The sequence below is a fragment of the Rhodococcus sp. (in: high G+C Gram-positive bacteria) genome, assembly GCF_049286785.1.
Lineage (GTDB): Bacteria > Actinomycetota > Actinomycetes > Mycobacteriales > Mycobacteriaceae > Rhodococcus_F.
Window position 1 is genome coordinate 1 of record NZ_JBAQEO010000026.1, and the last position, 17,069, is coordinate 17,069.

17 protein-coding genes and 2 pseudogenes are annotated in these 17,069 nt (G+C 65.8%); 15 read left to right on the top strand and 4 right to left on the bottom strand.

The genetic code is table 11. The features are described 5' to 3' along the window. Positions 1–1,254, top strand: a 1,254-nt coding sequence (locus WAW17_RS01265) for a hypothetical protein (protein ID WP_422331219.1), incomplete at its 5' end; no start/stop codon positions are given. Positions 1,255–1,361: 107 nt separating this feature from the next. Here the strand turns inward: WAW17_RS01265 and WAW17_RS01270 are convergent. Beyond that, a complete protein-coding gene (locus WAW17_RS01270; protein WP_422331220.1) occupies positions 1,362–1,529 on the bottom strand; it encodes a hypothetical protein in 168 nt (55 codons plus the stop codon). A 226-nt stretch (positions 1,530–1,755) separates the two neighbouring features. Between WAW17_RS01270 and WAW17_RS01275 the strand changes: the two genes are divergently transcribed. From WAW17_RS01275 to WAW17_RS01290, 4 genes are all read left to right on the top strand, one after another. After that, entirely contained in the window at positions 1,756–2,970 is a 1,215-nt protein-coding gene (locus WAW17_RS01275) for a tyrosine-type recombinase/integrase (protein ID WP_422331221.1), read from the top strand. Beyond that, on the top strand, positions 2,967–5,210 hold the full coding sequence (locus WAW17_RS01280) for a tyrosine-type recombinase/integrase (RefSeq protein ID WP_422331222.1): 2,244 nt from the start codon (positions 2,967–2,969) through the stop codon (positions 5,208–5,210). Before WAW17_RS01275 ends, WAW17_RS01280 begins: the two co-directional genes overlap by 4 nt. Beyond that, positions 5,207–5,614 (top strand): DUF6262 family protein, encoded by a 408-nt coding sequence (locus WAW17_RS01285; RefSeq protein ID WP_422331223.1) that lies wholly within the window; start codon positions 5,207–5,209, stop codon positions 5,612–5,614. Before WAW17_RS01280 ends, WAW17_RS01285 begins: the two co-directional genes overlap by 4 nt. A gap of 471 nt (positions 5,615–6,085) precedes the next feature. Continuing rightward, positions 6,086–6,499 carry an AMIN-like domain-containing (lipo)protein gene (locus WAW17_RS01290; RefSeq protein WP_422331224.1) on the top strand — a complete coding sequence of 138 codons (414 nt, stop codon included), beginning with the start codon at positions 6,086–6,088 and terminating at the stop codon, positions 6,497–6,499. 63 nt (positions 6,500–6,562) lie between these two features. On the opposite strand, the gene WAW17_RS01295 is transcribed toward WAW17_RS01290, so the two are convergent. Genes WAW17_RS01295 through WAW17_RS01305 form a run of 3 tightly spaced genes read right to left on the bottom strand, consistent with a single transcriptional unit; the run spans position 6,563 to position 8,162 of the window. Then, complete coding sequence (locus tag WAW17_RS01295) at positions 6,563–6,919, bottom strand: hypothetical protein (protein ID WP_422331225.1); 357 nt, start codon at positions 6,917–6,919, stop codon at positions 6,563–6,565. A gap of 17 nt (positions 6,920–6,936) precedes the next feature. Continuing rightward, positions 6,937–7,986: a DnaB-like helicase N-terminal domain-containing protein gene (locus tag WAW17_RS01300; RefSeq protein ID WP_422331226.1), complete on the bottom strand. Its 1,050-nt coding sequence runs from the start codon at positions 7,984–7,986 to the stop codon at positions 6,937–6,939. A gap of 23 nt (positions 7,987–8,009) precedes the next feature. Further along, entirely contained in the window at positions 8,010–8,162 is a 153-nt protein-coding gene (locus tag WAW17_RS01305) for a hypothetical protein (RefSeq protein WP_422331227.1), read from the bottom strand. A gap of 676 nt (positions 8,163–8,838) precedes the next feature. Here WAW17_RS01305 and WAW17_RS01310 point away from each other — a divergent pair. The 10 genes and pseudogenes from WAW17_RS01310 to WAW17_RS01355 form a co-directional block, all read left to right on the top strand. After that, the gene (locus WAW17_RS01310; RefSeq protein WP_422331228.1) at positions 8,839–9,126 is read left to right on the top strand and encodes a hypothetical protein; all 288 of its coding nucleotides are present in this window, start codon (positions 8,839–8,841) and stop codon (positions 9,124–9,126) included. A 225-nt stretch (positions 9,127–9,351) separates the two neighbouring features. Beyond that, on the top strand, positions 9,352–9,750 hold the full coding sequence (locus tag WAW17_RS01315) for a hypothetical protein (protein ID WP_422331229.1): 399 nt from the start codon (positions 9,352–9,354) through the stop codon (positions 9,748–9,750). Positions 9,751–10,005: 255 nt separating this feature from the next. Further along, positions 10,006–10,347: pseudogene (locus tag WAW17_RS01320) on the top strand (class I fructose-bisphosphate aldolase); the annotation flags it as partial. A gap of 115 nt (positions 10,348–10,462) precedes the next feature. Further along, positions 10,463–11,104 (top strand): class I fructose-bisphosphate aldolase, encoded by a 642-nt coding sequence (locus WAW17_RS01325; protein ID WP_422331230.1) that lies wholly within the window; start codon positions 10,463–10,465, stop codon positions 11,102–11,104. Positions 11,105–11,157: 53 nt separating this feature from the next. Continuing rightward, positions 11,158–13,752 carry a plasma-membrane proton-efflux P-type ATPase gene (locus WAW17_RS01330; RefSeq protein ID WP_422331231.1) on the top strand — a complete coding sequence of 865 codons (2,595 nt, stop codon included), beginning with the start codon at positions 11,158–11,160 and terminating at the stop codon, positions 13,750–13,752. A 43-nt stretch (positions 13,753–13,795) separates the two neighbouring features. Further along, positions 13,796–14,445: pseudogene (locus WAW17_RS01335) on the top strand (histidine phosphatase family protein). Positions 14,446–14,791: 346 nt separating this feature from the next. After that, positions 14,792–15,253 carry a hypothetical protein gene (locus WAW17_RS01340; protein ID WP_422331232.1) on the top strand — a complete coding sequence of 154 codons (462 nt, stop codon included), beginning with the start codon at positions 14,792–14,794 and terminating at the stop codon, positions 15,251–15,253. A gap of 762 nt (positions 15,254–16,015) precedes the next feature. Continuing rightward, positions 16,016–16,246, top strand: coding sequence for a hypothetical protein (locus WAW17_RS01345; RefSeq protein WP_422331233.1), 231 nt, complete (start codon positions 16,016–16,018; stop codon positions 16,244–16,246). Position 16,247: 1 nt separating this feature from the next. Then, the gene (locus WAW17_RS01350) at positions 16,248–16,595 is read left to right on the top strand and encodes a hypothetical protein (protein WP_422331234.1); all 348 of its coding nucleotides are present in this window, start codon (positions 16,248–16,250) and stop codon (positions 16,593–16,595) included. A 4-nt stretch (positions 16,596–16,599) separates the two neighbouring features. Beyond that, positions 16,600–17,069: MucR family transcriptional regulator (locus WAW17_RS01355; RefSeq protein ID WP_422331235.1), on the top strand; the 470-nt coding region annotated here is incomplete at its 3' end.

Consider the following 17,069-nt stretch of genomic DNA (forward strand, 5'->3'; position numbering starts at 1 on the left):
GACTCGCCCGAGGCGAGGGCCGCCTATATCACCCGCATGTACCGCGGCTCGCCGGCGTGCTCGGCCGCGGCCGAGCACTGGGCCGAGGCCGTCGACATGCTGGCCGACCCGCCCGCGCTCGCGGACCGGTCCGAGTGGCCGGTCCTCTCCCCCGTGCAGGAGGCCGCCCTCCGGGACCGCATCACGTGCGGTACGGGCATGGCAGACCGCGTCCTCGCCCTCGACGACGGGGAGGTCGTCGACGAGGACCACATCTCCTACCTCACGGAGCCGTGGGGACAGATCCCGGCGGGCACTCCGGTGCTACGCCGCACGACGAGCCTCGCCGTTCTCTTCTGCTTCTTCGACGACGTGACGATCGCGCCCGAGAACCCCGATATCGTCCGGCCGGTCGTGAGCGTCGTCTCCTCCGCGGGCACCACGGCTGGCGGGGCGGAAGACGCCGAAATCGCCGCGGAGGGACATCTCGCTGTCCTGCCGCTCGGGTTCGGGATCGAGGAGATCGCGCTCGAAATTGCGAAAGCGCTCCTCGAGAAGCTCGCGTCGTTCGCGATCGAGTCGGTCATGGGAACCTCCGTACCGGATTACTTCGGGGAGGTGTACCGGGAAATCCGCTCGATCGTCTCGGAGGAGATCGACGCGCACATGATCCGCGAGCTCACGGACGAGTTCGCCGGTGCGCAGGACTGGAACAACCGGCACTATCTCCCGCTCAAGGAAGGTGGTGCGTCGGCCGATGAACTCGTGAAGGAGATGTCGGCGAAGGAGACCGAGTTCTACTTCGCCCTCGCGAAGCTCAAGGACGCGAAGGTTGCGCAGGTCGCCCTCGGCGAGTTCCTCATCGGGGCGAGCATGCACCTCGCATTCATTCAGGAACTCGTCAATGTTTCTGGCGCGCCGAACTGGAAGATCGAACTGTCGAAAAATGCGGTCGCGGACGCGGACCATGCGGAGGCGACGTGGAGGGCCGTCGTTCAGGCGAGGTCCGACCGCATCAAGGTCCAGCCCGACGGTGACTGCGTCCCCGTCAACGGGTACTCGAAGTGCACGTACTACTGGACGAGCTACGACGACGTCACCGACACGTGGGGTCGGAAGTTCGTCTACACGGCGATGGACAAGGACCAGGAGAAGGCCGCGAAGACGAAGGCGGAGAAAGACGCCGAACATCGCCGCGCGGCCGCGGTCGAGGACCTGCGCGTCAAGCTCGGCAAGCCGGAGGAAACGATCGCTGCCTGGCGCAACCTCGTGTGACCGTGCGGTCGGCGGAACCCGATCCTCATCCCGCTATCGAATGAGGCCGCACCCAACCGGGTGCGGTCCCGCAGACTCCCGACTTCGCGGCCGTCGCAGCGCTGAGGTCATGCCTGATCCCGCGGGGATTCGAGACTGTTGAGTTCGTCGAGCACCTGGTCGACGGCGGTGGTCGGGATGCGGACGTCCGGCCCCTCCGAGGCGCGGAGGCGGTGGCGCACATCCGCGAGCATGGCCAGTTCACGGTCCAGGTCTGCTGTGGTGCGCTCGCTCACGGAACCAATCTTGCCTTGACGGTGACTGGATCTGTGCGGCCCGGATGGCTTCGAGTCGCCCGTGCGCGGTGCGGCGCTCACAGCCGATGGCCAGCAGGTACTCGAACAGCTCGTCTAATCTTCATCCCCACCTGGGCCGTCCGTGACGTCGTGGGAGCGGCGGCGTGTCGACTTGGAATGGTCGTGGACGAATGGTTGCCTACACCTGTACGGGAAGTGGGTTGCCATGGCGCAGACACAGAAGGTGTCACTGCCGGACGGTGGTGTGACCTGGACTGTCCTCGATCGCGACTATGCAGTGGTCCAGCCTGTCGAGCAGTGGTTGGAGTGGCTGCGGGTCGCGTGCGCGTGCAGCCCCAACACGGTCAAGGCCTACTCGCGCGGGCTCGCATTGTGGTGGCACTACCTCGAGGAAACCGGTGTCAACTGGCGCGATCCGGGACTGACCGCGTTGAGCGGGTTCATCGGCTGGCTCAACAACGGGGACCTTCCCACCGCACACCGGCGCCCAGGCAAACCTGCGGCGTGCGGACCGCGCACGGTATCGCTGCGGCTGGCGGCGTTGGCCTCGTTCTACGAATGGTCCGAACGCCAATACGGCACCGTCACGCCGCGACTGGGGCGCACCCGGCGGGACCCCGCGTTCCAACCCTTTCTGGCGCACCTGCGGGACCGGCGGCACGACCAGCCCGCCGCGCTGGTTCCGCGGCGCCGCTGGCATACGGGGCCGACACCGGTGTTCCTGCCGGCGCAGGTGCAGCGGATCCTCGACGCCGCCGCGACGTTCGATTCCGCCGACCGGTCGTGGGCCGGGAATCTGCGCGACCGATTGCTGTTCGAGGTTCTCGCCGAGACCGGCCTTCGCCTGGGTGAAGTGTTGGGGGTGCGGCATGAGGACTGGGTGGTCGGGCGCGGCGCCACGCCCTATATCCGGGTCGTGCCCCGGGACGACAATCCCAACGGCGCCCGTGTGAAGAACATGCGGGGCCGCCGGGTGTTCGTCTCCGACCGGCTCGAGCGGTTGTACGGGGAGTTCCTCTACCAGGTCGGGGATCTCGCCGACCGGCACGGGTTGCCGCTGCGCGACACCGATCCGGTGCTGGTCAACACCGGGGGCGGCCGGTTGCTGTCGGCGATGACCCCGAGCGGGGTCTACCGGGTCGTCGAGCGCCTGCAAGGCCGCCTCGGTACCAGTGTTCCTCCCGGGTGGACGCCGCACTGGTTTCGGCACACTCACGCCACCGCACTCCTGCTCAACGGTGTTCCCGAACACGTGGTGATGCGTCGGCTCGGTCATGCCCAGGTGCAGACCACGCTCGACCTGTACGGGTGGGTGACCGAGGAGGCGGAGCTGCGCAGCGTGGCCGAATGGCGTGGTTACGCGCAGGGGTGGCGCCTGCCGAGTATGCCCGACAACCCGGCAGATCAGGGGGAGCGATGAAGTCTGCGGCGTTGCCGCTGCCGGCGCACAAGCCGACCGGGGTAACCCACGACGATCTGTGGGCGATCGTTCCCGAACAGGTCCGGCCGAGCGGGACCCTCGACATGCGGGTGTGGCCGTGGCACGAGGTGATTTATCACTCCGAGTTCTGGTCTCATCGGCATGTCGCCCTCGATGTTCCCGACCCGGTCCGTCACGAATTCGTGTGGTGGCTGTGGTCGCTGCACATCACCGGTGAGCGTGTCTCCCCGGGCGCGGTGTCGGTGTGGTTGCACCTGATCGGGCGGATCAACACCTCGCGTGCCCTGCGGGGCCTTCCGCCGGTGACCTCGTTCCTCGACCTGGACCTCGACACCTGGATGACCGAGGCCCGCTCGGCCTACACCGCCCGCTATCAACGCCTGCCCGGGGTGAGCTTCCGGAACAACTACGCCAATCCGCTCACGCGGATCCGTCGGGCGGTCGGTATCGCCTATCACGAACGAGCCTGGTGGCAGGCCGTCCTGTGGGATCCGGTGCACGACCCGCGGATCCCGAGACGCCGACACGAACCGCGCGGGCAGGCCACGGTCGACTGGTCGACCGTGGAACCGGACTGGTTACATGCGGGGGCGCAATGGTGGCTCGGGACACTCGTCAACGCCGACCGGATACGGTGGGGCAGCGTCGGCAGATACAGGACGTCGTTGTGCTCCCATTTCGGTCCCTTTCTGATCGAACGCGGTATCGACAGTCCAGTGCTGGTCGCCGACCCGGCAACGATGCTGCGCCCGTTCGCCAATGACTTTCTCGGTTGGCTACGCACACGGCGCGCTGCAAGCGGGCCCAACAAGGGCCAGCCGTTGAGCAACAAGACGATCGCCCTCACACAGACGGCGCTGAACTCGATGTACGCGTTCTTCGTCGAACACCGCGAGGAAGCCGCCTTCGTGCTGGGCGACCCGCGGTGGCGTGAGCTGACCGAACGCCACCTGATGCTGTGGCCGCATGGGGAAACGATCTCGGTCGGACGGTCGGCGAACGAGGAACCCGCATACCTCGACGACGAGGATCTGAGCCGAGTCGCCGCGCACCTGGACCTGATCGGGCTACCCACCTCCGAATCCCGCACCATCGTCGTCAACGGGCACGAGAAGGAGGTCTCCGGGCTCGGCGATCCGCAGGTCATGCGCGCATACCTGCTGCTCATGCTGACCGGTCGCCGCGTCAGCGAGATCCTGATGCTCGATCCGGAACCGCTGAGCTCCCTGCTGACCAAACCCACCGGCGAGCAAGCCGATCTCCAGAATCCCGAAACCGCGGAACGGTCATTTGAGGTCTTCGTCGCCCGACTGCGCTACCAACAAACAAAGATCGACGGGGCGCCGAACACGATCCCGGTCGAGCAGGCCGTGGTGAACATCATTCGCGAGCAACAGGACTGGGTCCGCGACACCATTGCGCCGACCTTGAGCCGCGGCGCCGAACCCAAGTACCTCTTCCTCGCCCGCAAGAGCAACCAGCGCGGCCAGCGCCCGCTCGGCGACATCCGCGGGCGCCTGACCGAACTCGCCACCCTGATCGAGCTCCGCGACAAACACGGCCGACCCGTCGATTTCCAACGCACCCACCGTCTTCGGCACACCAAGGCCACCCAGATGCTGAACGCCGGAACCCCGCTTCACGTCGTGCAACGGTATCTCGGTCATGTCTCACCGGAGATGACCCTCCGGTACGCCAAGACACTCGCGAGCACCCATGAGCGAGAATTTCTGCGTCTCGCCCTCATCGGCACCGACGGCCGTGACCACGAGGTCGACCAGCGCGCGCTGCTCGATGTCCTGCAACTCGACCAGCGCACCGACCGGATCCTGCCCAACGGCTACTGCCTGCTGCCGCGCCCGAAAACCTGCGAACGGGGCAACGCGTGCCTGACCTGCGGCGAGTTCGCAACCAACGCCACCTATCTGACCGAACTCACCGAGCAGCGAGACTCGACACTGCGGTTGATCGACACACGACGAGCGCAACACCGCGATCGCACGGGCCGGGAAATGACCGACGACAACATCTGGCTGACCGCCCGCAACAGCGAGATCGCGGCCTTGAACCTGATTATCGACACACTCAGCGGCGACCGCAGTTCCGACACAGTGCAGGGGGCCGGGATAGCGGGGCGGGACGCGATCCGCAGGGCAGCCGAACCACGGCCACCGGTCGATCTGCCCCTCGGCCCGACCAGGAAAGGATCCCGACCGTGACCCTCGACGCCGACCAACGCACCCAGCTGCTCCGCCGCTCCGCCGAGGCCCGCACCGCTGCCGCGACCGAGAGGGCGAACAACGCCATTGCTGAACTGAACAAACGCGGCGAACCCGTGAATTTCCGGAGAGTGGCGCGAAAAGGCCAGGTCAGCCTTGATTTCCTCTACCGCAACACGGAGTTGCGCGAAACCATCACCCGCCTCCGAAGCCGGCACCAGCCGGCATCGGCAGCCCCGGTCGAACCGGACCCCCAAAGCACCATCGTGCTCACCCTCACCCGCCAGCTCCGCGACGCCAAGGCCGAGATCACCCGCCTGCAGGCGGCACTCGCCGCCGCACACGGAGAGAATCTAGCACTCCGCAGAACCCAAAAATCTCCCGGATACCAACCCGCACAATAGTCACCACGCCCAGGACCTGACGCTCATGGATCGGCCGATCGGGACACCGTTCAGCGATCCTCGCCAGGCTAACCGTGACACTCTCTATCCGTGACACTCTCTATCATTGCCTGGGCGTTGATCAGTTGGCCTGCGACGAACCCGTGTGAGTGTCACGTTTCGCCGACCGCGACCGATTAGTGGGGTATGAGAGGAGACACGCGTAGAGCGATCTCACGCGTCACCGTGATGACGTGCATTGTCCTGGCTGCTGTGGGTTGCCAGTCGCCCAGCGAACGAACCGGCGACTTCGGTAGTGCCTCGGCTGCGGTGAGCAGCGTCCCCGCAGTCCAAGAAGGTTCAGGGAATGCAATCGATCCTGGTACCCCCGAGACTCCCGTCGATCCCGCGTGTATCGGGAACCCGGTCCCATGCCCCACCGGAATTCCTGATTCCTCGTCGAGTCCCCCGCTATCGCCGCCGATTCCCGGTGTGACCGCCAGCGGCGCGCACGTCGTCAGCGGCATGCACTTCGAGCGTCAGGACGGTTTCGACCGCATCATCTACGACTTTGGCGGCATATACACCCCGAGCTGGCGCGCGGAGTATGTAGCCGAGGCAACTCCACGAGGCCAGGAAACCTCGGCACCAGTCAACGGACAATCAATCTTGCAGATCTACTTCTTCGATACAGTCTTTATGGATCAGGGCGAGAACGGGAACGTCGGATACAGCGGACCGAATCCATTGTCGGACCCAGCGGCACATAGTGTGGCTGAGGTCCACCTGACGCCAAGCTACGAGGAAACGACCCAGTCGTTCATCGGACTTCGCACCGACCACCCTCAATACCAGGTCACCAGACTCACAGACCCCAGCAGAATCGCCGTCGATATCTACGGATAACGCGGTAAGAAACGCCTTTCTCACGACCGAGCTGGCGGAAGCCGACGAGACACTTTCAAATAGTTAAACGCACCCTGGATCAGGATTCACGGCATGCCCATTTTCGCGGGCCAGACTATCTATCGCCGCCTTCTGGCCGCATAGAAACTTTCGATCAATTCGCCACTGGCCATCCGACTCAAGCAGGAAAGGGACTTGGCTCGGTTTTTCGGTCTCCACGACCTTGCCGTCCGGAAAGGTGTATTTGATGGTTCTCGTGGCAAGCGCTCGACTCGGTCCGTCCTCCGCTACATCTGTCACATTATTGGTGACAACAATTTTTTGTCCGAAATCGTCTCTCGGATCAATGAGTTGGGGAACGGGTCCGTCTCCGGAAACGTTGTCCGCCTGGGCATCACGCGAGATCCGAGGATTGCTCACCGCATCCAGCTTCTCGGCTAGAACACTTGCCGAAGGAAGTTGTGGTGATTCACTGGGCGGTTGCGCATGAAACCACGCGGAGGCCGGCCGCGACGGCAATGGTCCGGGCACAGCAGCATCGGCGAGGTGTGCCAACCGGCCCCGGCGAGCCATCGCTGCACCACCTCAGGCAGGGAACTGTACGCCGCGACGGCGAGTTGACCGGTCAGGATCGGACCGTCGCCGCATGAGGTGCAGGCGATATCGAATACCGGCGTGGTTGGTGCGCAATGGCGACAACAGCGTTGGACGACGAGCGAGCCGATACGGTCCGGGGCGGCGCTGAGCCAGGTGATCTCAAGATCGGCCGACTGATGCACCGCCTCAGCCTGGGTCGCCGGTTCGTACCCACAGGAGGGGCACGCTCGACCCGTTCCGTTACTCGCCTCGGGAACGAAGGCAGCCGCGCGGTCATCGGACCGACTCCGCAACCGGGGGATGCGATTCGTTGCGCCGGCATCGAGAGGCGTTCCCACGGTCGTGACCATCCTCGTCACAGAGATCGCTGTTAGACCCTGACTTGGTGCGTTGTATATCGATCGTCCCGGCACTGTGGATAACTGGTCTTCGGGGAGTTGCTGTGCGGCTTGGGTGAGGGCGGTGGCTGCGGCGGCGAAGGATCGCCGGTAGGCCTGACTGAAGACGGCGCGGGCGTAATGGTCGACGGCGGTGCGCTCGGCGCCGAGGGTGGTGATGTTGGCGAGGTGGCGGGAGCGTTCGGATCCGTGGTGGCCGGCGAGGTGACCGGATTGTTCGAGGGTGGCTCCGACCATGGCCGGGTTGTGGGGTGTTCCGCCGCGGATCAGGCGGGTGATGAGGTGGAAGAACTCTTTGTGGATGGCGCATTCGAAGTCGGTGGTCTCGAGGATCTCGACGGCTCGTTTCGCGGCTTCGGCCGGCGCCCAGAGCAGGGCGCAAAGGAACAGTGCTTCGACGTCGTTGTGCAGGTCGTCGGCGTAGTCTTCGGGCTGAATCGGGTCGACACCGGCGAGATCGGGGGTGGTGACGACGGAGAGTGCGGCGGCCATGCCGGTTCGATCCTTTCTCGTGGTCATCGGGGTGTCAGGGCTGCGACCGGGGCTTGGCTGTAGCTGCGTACCCGAACAGCGTCCGTGGCGTGCGGGTCGCCCTCCAGCTTGATCACGGAGTACTCGATCCCCTCTTCGCGGGCCCGATATGTGGCATTGCATTGCATTGCATGCACGAGCTTTGCTGTACACCTGAATCGACATTTTCAATCCTCCCCTTATTCCTGCCACCTACCATTCTTATCATAGTCGAAGTGGCAGATATTTCTACATATACCAGCGAGTTTCTCGCACTGTTTCAAACCATTCTTTCGACGGTTTCCACTTCGTCTCCGAACACCGGCGAAATCCCCAATTAACAGCACATTCGACGAACGAATCGCAGTTTCGAGCCTTTATCAGATCACCACATTTCCACCCATAAAGAATTGAATCCCTCGCCGTGCAACGCCCCTCAGATCTAGGTCTCTATGCCGCTTTCGAATTGCCCGGGCAGAAGAATGAGAAACAGGGATTCGAACGCTTTCAGAATTGACGTTGAGAATGACTTGGACCACGCACTCGGCCTGGCAATCGCGGTGGAACAGCATGCCCAGTGTTCGGAAATCCTCCCAGTTCCGTCCGATGCGGCATATAGCTCTCCCACACCGGACGGTGGCCCAGCTATCCGCGGGTGCACACTCGACATTCCCAACGGCCACGCACCGTCTTGCAGGTCCGGCGTAGCTCGCACAGCCAACTTCTCCGGACTACGGGCCCAACATCACCCACTTGTCCGGGCTTTCATCCGGTGCCGGTTCTGGTTCCACAACCGTGGTGGCAACTCATGCAACGGCAGCCGCGCAGCCTTTGATGCCGATCACAGTTTTGATGTGCGCCGAACCGTTGCCGATCCCGGAGCGGGTCGTCACCATGGCATCGGTGTACTGGTCCGATGCCGACGACGTGCTGATCGCGGAGCGGCCCGGCCGATGCCCCGGTTGCCGTCACCCCGCGACCGCTGTCGGGGGACAGCGATGGGTGGAGCGATTCCTGCGTCTGAGTCCGCTGCCGGCCCGGTGCGCCGAAATCATGCTGATGGATCCGTGCACCGGGCTCATCGGGTTCTGCCAATGTCGGCACCACTTCCACGGGTCCTGACACGACGGTGCTCCGCCGTGTTCGCCGCAACCCGATCGCAACCCTGACCGCACCGCGGCGTCCCCGGAGAGGGTTCGGCGCGCACCGTCCCTGCCCCGCATCGTGGCGGTGCCGGCAGTCCCTGTCAGCGGTACCCTCAGCTGCTGGCGGGGCTCGCACCGGCGCCTACCGGTCCGCCGGACCTGCGTAGCTGCGGGATGGACTTTTGGAGGAGGGAACGCCGTCATGCTGGCGTCAAGCACCATCGCACCCCAGCGCTCATCGGTATCCCGCGGCCGCCGCGGGTCCCGGGTGCGTCCGGTTCTCGGGTGCGGGGTACTGCGGGCGGCGGTGCGGTGGGCGCCGCCCGGCGTCTCCGCACTGGGCGTCGTCGCCTGCGTGCGGGAAGGATCCCTCTTCGGTGTCGTGTTCTACCTGCTTCTCGGCGCGCCGCACGCGCATCTGTTGCTCCTGATGCTGCGCAGGGTGGTGAGGTCGGTGCCCGACACCGCACCTCTGGTTGCCGGTGTGTCCGGGATCGAACTCGCCACGGTGATGGCCCCCACCACCACGTCCTCGGTGCCGTCACACGAGGTGCCGGTACCGGTGAGCCGAACCCTTCGTTGTGGGCCTGTGATCTCGTAGTCGTCTCCTCCCTCCCTGCGCCGATGCACGGCATCGGCAGCGGAGGGAGGGGCGCCTCCTGGCACCGGGAGGCGCCCGGGCCACCAGTAGCATCCTCTCGACGGGCACTGGTGGGTTCCGGGTGCCGGTCCCGCTGCGCGATGACCAGCTCCGCGGACTCATCGACCGCGCCGGTAGGCCCTCGGGCGCAGCTGATCGTGGCTCTGGTCGCCATCCACGCCCTCAATGTGCAAGAGCTCCGCGCCCTCAAGATCGATGCGCTCGACAACAGGGCCGGCACGCTCACCGTCACCCGCGCACGCAACCGAACGAACACCCTCTACCTTGACGACGTCACGCGTGTTGGTGGCCGACGACAAGGGTCCGCTGGCGATCGACATATCGATCCCCACCTGCAACCGGCGCTTCGCCCGGCTCGGGATTCCCCAGACCGAGCAGGCCCGCCGCGCCTACCGGGAACTGATCGTCACCACCCCGAGGCTCGGGGACAGCATCAGCGGCGTCATCGTCTGCGACGAGACGATCCGGCAACACACCGCCGACGGGGTGCCATTCCTGAGCGTGCTGCGCGAAGCCGGGATCGCCACGGGCATCAAGGTCGACCTCGGCGCGACACCGATGGCCCGTCACCCCGGAGAAGAGGTCACCGAAGGCCTGCGCGCTCGCCGAGGTCACCGAAGGCCTGCGCGCTCGCCTGGCCGAGTACCGCCGGATGGGTGCTCGCTTCGCGAATTGGCGGGCCGTGTTCACCATCGGTGCGGCCACCGCCAGCCGGGCCTGCATGCTGGCCAACGCGCACGCGCTGGCGCGGTACGCCGCGCTGTGCCAGGAAGCCGGCCTGGTGCCGGTCGTCGAACCGGAAGTGCTCATGGCCGGCGAGCACACCCTGTCGCGGTGCGGCCAGGTCACCGAAGACGTGCTTCGCGTCGTGTTCAGCCAACTCGAGGAGCAGGGAGTCATGCTGGAGGGCATGCTCCTCAAACCCAACATGATCCTTCCCGGACGTGATTGTCCGATCCAGGACCCGGTGCAGGCCCTGGCCGAGGCCACCCGGACGTGCCTGCGGCGGACCGTGCCGGCCGCGGTCGCCGGGATCGCGTTCCTGTCCGGCGGCCAGTCCGGCGACCTCGCCACGACCCGGCTGGCCGCCATCAACAACAGCACCGGCTCACCACTACCGTGGCCGGTGGCGTTCTCCTTCGGCCGCGCGATCCAGCAGCCCGCCTTGACGATCCGGGACGGCCAGGACGCGAATGTGGCCCGCGCCCGGCAGGCCCTCCAACGACGGGTCACGTCCAATCGGGATGCCCGCCGCGGCACCGACACCCTTCCACCGGGGCGGGTCGACGCGTGATGAGCACGGCGACGTCGAAACCTGACCCGAAGCGCGACTTGAAGACGCTACCGATGCCCGAGGTCGCGAAGCAGCTCGCGACCTCACCGGAGGGGCTGACCCAGGCCGAGGCGACCAAGCGGCTGACGACGTACGGCCCGAACGAGATCGCCGAGCACAAAGCCAATCCACTGTTGAAGTTCCTGTCCTACTTCTGGGGCCCGATCCCGTGGATGATCGAAGTGGCGGTCATCTTGTCCGGCGTGGTGGGGCACTGGCCGGACTTCTTCATCATCCTGGTGCTGTTGCTGGCCAACGCCGTGGTTGGTTACACCGAGGAACGCCAGGCCGGCAACGCCATCGACGCACTGAAAGCCAAGCTCGCCATCACCGCCCGCGTCAAACGTGACGGCGAATGGGTCACCCCACCTGCACGAGAGTTGGTGCCCGGTGACGTCATACGACTACGTCTGGGCGACATCGTCCCCGCCGACGCCCGGCTGCTCGACGGCGACGAGATCGAGGTCGATCAGTCCGCCCTCACCGGGGAGTCGCTACCGGCCACCCGCACACCCGGTGCCGCCGTATTCTCCGGCTCGATCGTCCGTCGCGGCGAGATCGGCGCGCTGGTCTTCGCCACCGGCACCGACACCTACTTCGGCAAGACCGCCGAACTGGTCCAGGACGCGCACACCGTCAGCCACTTCCAAAAAGCCGTCCTCAAGATCGGCAACTACCTCATCATCCTCGCGGCAGTGTTCGTCGCGGTGATCGTGCTCGTCTCGCTGCTTCGCGGCGACGCAGTGCTGACCACCGTGCAGTTCGCTCTTGTGCTGACCGTCGCGGCGATCCCGGTGGCGATGCCCACGGTGCTGTCGGTGACCATGGCGGTCGGCGCCCGGCTGCTCGCCAAGAAGAAGGCCATCGTCAGCCGGCTGGTCGCGATCGAGGAACTGGCCGGAGTGGATGTGCTGTGCGCGGACAAGACCGGCACCCTGACCGAGAACTCGCTCACCCTGGGCGACCCGTTCAGCGTCGACACCGTCACTGCCGCCGAGGTTGTCCTGGCCGGTGCGCTGGCCTCCCGCGCCGACAACGACGACCCCATCGACCTCGCCGTACTCGGCGGCCTCCGAGACAAGAACGCGTTGCAGCCCTACACGATCACGCACTTCGAGCCGTTCAACCCGGTCGACAAACGCACCGAAGCCACCGTCACCGGTGCCGACGGGACGACGTTCAAGGTCAGCAAGGGTGCCCCGCAGGTCATCCTCACTCTCGCCGGCGACAGCGCCGAGTTCACACCGGCCGTCGAGGCCGCCGTCAACGAGTTCGCCGCCCGCGGCTACCGGTCGCTGGGGGTGGCCCGCTCCGACGGCCAAAACCAGTGGAAGTTCCTGGGCGTGCTCCCGCTGTTCGACCCGCCCCGCGAGGACGCCAAGACCACGATCGCCACCGCCCGGGCGATGGGCGTGAGCGTGAAGATGGTCACCGGGGACGCGATCGCCATCGCCAAAGAGACCGCCCGCAAAGTCGGGCTCGGTACCGACATTCTCGACGCCGCCGGCCTCGGTGACGTAAAGAAGGAGGAGGGCCCGGCGAGGGTGCGGTCCATCGAGACCGCCGACGGGTTCGCCCAGGTCTTTCCCGAGCACAAGTTCCACATCGTCGATGTCCTGCAGAAGCACGGCCACATTGTCGGCATGACCGGTGACGGAGTCAACGACGCCCCCGCGCTGAAGAAGGCCGACTGCGGCATCGCCGTCTCCCATGCCACCGACGCCGCCCGCGCCGCTGCCGACATCGTGCTGCTGACCCCCGGGCTGGCGGTGATCATCGACGCGATCAAGGAGAGCCGCAAGATTTTCCAGCGGATGAACTCCTACGCGATTTACCGGATCGCCGAAACGCTACGCGTGCTGCTGTTCGTCACGGGGGCGATCCTCGTCTTCAACTTCTTCCCGGTCACCGCGATCATGATCGTGATGCTGGCGCTGCTCAACGACGGCGCGATCTTGTCCATCGCCTACGACAACGTCCACTACAAGATGCAGCCTGAAGCCTGGAACATGCGTCTGGTGCTGGGTATCGCCACCGTGCTCGGGGTCGTCGGGCCGATCGCCGCGTTCGGCCTGTTCTACCTCGGCGACCGAGTTTTCGGCCTGGGCCGCCCCCAGTTGCAGACCATGATGTATCTGATGCTGTCCGTGGCCGGGCACCTGACCATCTTCCTCGCCCGCACCCGCGGCCCGTTCTGGTCCATCCGCCCGGCCCGCATCCTGTGGATAGCTGTACTCGGCACCCAGATCATTGCCACTCTCATCGCCGTCTACGGGTTGTTCATGACACCACTGGGCTGGGGCTGGGCCGCGTTCGTCTGGGGATACGCCATCATCTGGGCCATGGCGAGTGACCGCATCAAACTCCTCGCCTACCGCATCCTCGACCCCGCCACGACCACCAACCTCGACGACGGCAGTCTGTCCGAGAGCACGCCATCACCCGAACACGACTCCACCCACCGCCCGTCTTCGACGACGATCGCCGCCCCTGCACCTGGTGCGCCGAACACGACCGATCCGCCCACCCAGCGGTGCACTGACCAACCCCTCCGGCCGACTGACGGTGTCCAAGCGCGCACCTCACGGAAGGACCCAGACTCATCATGACGATCACCACCATCGCTCTCTGCACCGATCGAGCAGAGCCAGCATGCGGCGGGCGCGGTCATGCCCATCCGCTGGCGCCCCGTGCCCGGCAGTGTCGAACACCGTTTCGTGCGCTCAGTCGAGCACGAATAGGCTGATCATCGTCCGGCACGGGGAGACCGACTGGACCCTGTCCGGCCGCTACACCGGTACCACCGACGTAGGTTCGACTGCGAACGGGCGTCGCCAAGCCGCCGAGTTGGCGTCGCTTCTGGAACGCGTGCTCCCTGCCGCCGTGCCACCGAGACCGCGGCGCTGGCTCTACCCGGGCGACTCGCCACGATCGACCCGGTGGTCGCCGAATACGACTACGGCGACTACGAAGGCCTGAGCACCGAGCAGATCCGTCTGATCGCGCCCGGGTGGATCATCTGGCGCGATGGCTGTCCCCACGGCGAGTCCACCGCCGACGTCGGGAGCCGGGCGGACGCCGTTCTGCACGCACACGCCGAGAACGGTGCGCGGCCGGTCGTCGTCGTCACCCCCGGGCACTTCTTCCCGTATCCTCGCCGCCCGGGCCCTGGGACTGGCAGCCGAGCAGGGCCGACTGTTCGCCAGCACCCCTGCCTCGGTGTCGGTGATCGAAGACCACCACGGCGAACGGTGCATCGGGCTGTGGAACCTGGACCCGGCACTGATCTCCCACCCCGGTGACCGCAGCGCCTCCACACATGTACCCCGCGACCAGGCACCGGCACCGGCCGCTGCCGAGGTGGCGGCGAGAGCGGTTAGATCGGTGGGATTACCTGCAGGGACGGCTGCATGCCTGTTCGATCTCGATGGTGTGCTGACCGAGACGGCGACGGTCCACGCAGCGGGACCTCGGACGGCACTCTGCCGCGACAGCCGGACCCTCCGGCCGGGCTGACCCCTCTTCGGCCGGAGGGTCCACCACACCCCAACCCGATCAAAGCGGTACGAGCAGTGCCGGATTCGACTCCCCCGGGAACGGGTCGTGACTTCGGTGGAGTAGCGGTGAGACGATCGGTTCATGCGATCCATGCGCAGACACCGGTGGCCGACGCAGCCACCACCGAACACCGGCGGGGTGCCCGTACACGGCCGGCGGGTACTCGCCGCGCACCCCGGTCTGACCTTGCAGCTCGACGACATCACCGTCTACCCGACCGGAATGCACCTGCGCCTTGCCTTGACTGCCACCCACCTCTGCGCCGAGCTCGCGCACCACGAAACTCGGCTGCTGACCAACCCTGACGACTTCTCCGGGAGCTGGTCGTACCTGTTCGTGCGGGTGCGCGTCGGGGATATCGAGGGTGAGGCGGACCCGTACCTACCGGCGACGAGGCCCCCCCGTACGGGTTCGGCAACGCAGTACCGCACCAGTCCGCAGTACTGGGTCGACAGCCTCGACTCAGAAATTGTCACGTTGACGGCCGGGTGGCCCCAGATCGGACTCGAACCGATCCAGGAGAGCATGCGGCTACAAGGGTCAGAAAGATGACGAGATGACCAGGAAAGTCGCCACGATTTGTGCGGCCCGGATGGCTTCGAGTAGCCGGCTTGCGGTGCGCCGCTCACGGCCGATGGCCAGCAGGTACTCGAACAGCTCGGGGAGTTCCTCGGCAGCCTGGGCCAGTCCGGTCGCGGCCTGGTGGTAGCCGCGCCGGTAGGCCCGGGCGATGACCGCTTTCGCGTAGCCGACCGTTCTGGCACTGCGGAAGGATCCCGGAGTTCACAGCAATTCAGCGAGCGACGCAATCAATCCATTTCGGCGCCCCGGCGTCCGGCGGACAAGAGTGGCTGACCGCCTAAGCCGCCGGCCTGACGGATTTGCGCGATCACCCGAGACCGAGGTGCCCCAGCACCGGGGGGTGATGCTGGGGCACGGATGTCCAGGTCGGGGGGTGACACTGGACATCGGGGTTCATCAGAACACAATCTGGGGGGATGTTCTGCGAACGTCATCGATCGTAGCGGCCCTTGGACTCGGTGCTGCGCCCGGCCTTCTGGTGCAGAGGACGCTACGTCGAAGCATGAGCCCGAGGACTCGCGGCAGCACCCTCTGATCCGGGCCCCAGGCCATGAGCGGATCTGGAACCTCACACAGGCGCCAGCGGCTTCATATGTAGACTCGACTACAGAATTGATGTAGTCTCATCTACATGAGTAGCGAAGCTGTCACCTACAAGGTCCAGCCCCGGTCCAGCCCTACTACGGCGAAGCAGACGACAGGCACTCGTGGACTATCCGCGAAGACGACACCGTGATCGCTGAGCTGTACGCGGACCTCGCCACCGGACAGATCATGAACGTATGGACCAAAGAAACCCGCCGCGGCGAGGGCCTGGCCCGCAAGGTTCACGAAGCAGCAGAGGCCACCGTGGAGCTTTTCCACTCCCCAGACGAGCACTGCACCCCACAAGGTTTCGCATTCAAGCAGGCCATGGGTGGCGTGACCATCGAAGACACTGACGCATACGACCCGGAGGCATGACATGCAGGTTTACACCGCTTGGCTCGGAGACACCGAACTCACCGACGAGCAGCGCGCCCAATTCCTCGCAGCGGCATCGGAGATCGAAGATCGATACCCGGACGCGGACGACGAGACCGACCGGGACATCGCCCTGTCCCTCGCGCTGCAGGTGATCCTCGACGAGGCTCCCACCGTGCAGGCCCTGGGCGCCGAACGCACCCGCGTGCGCACCGAAGCGCACCTTGCGGATGTGCGACTCTACGAGCGCGTCCGGTGGGCGCTGGCGGCCGGTGAGTCCGAGAACGGGCTCGCCAATCGGGCCGGGCTCGACCGCATGACCGTCCGCAAACTCGCCGGGAAACGCTGACCAGATGGTCCCGCGTTCGGAGCGTGGCATCACCAAACCCGGCGAACCGAAACGTCGTCCCGCCGCCGGCCTGGTGTGCGGGAAGGAGGCCGGCCCCGACTGGTGCGAAGCCACGGTGTTCGCCCGAGGTTTGTGTCGACCCCACTACCGGCGCGCCGCCAGGAGGCTGCCAATCGACCCGGACGACGGGAAACAGGTGGGGGTCACCGTGTCCGGCCACGGACTGTGGGGGGCGCTTACGGAAGAACAGGGGCGGCTGCTGTGCCATGAGTGCGGGCGCTGGTATACCGCCCTGGGCGTGCATGTGGCGATGACACACGAGATGGATGCACGGCAGTACCGGCTGACGCACGGGCTGCTGATGAATCGCGGGCTCGTGGCCGGGACACTGCATGACCGGCTCTCCCGAGCCTCGAGACCGTCCACGATCGCCGCTCACTCACTGCTGCAAGCGGCGCTCGAAATGGCCGACCC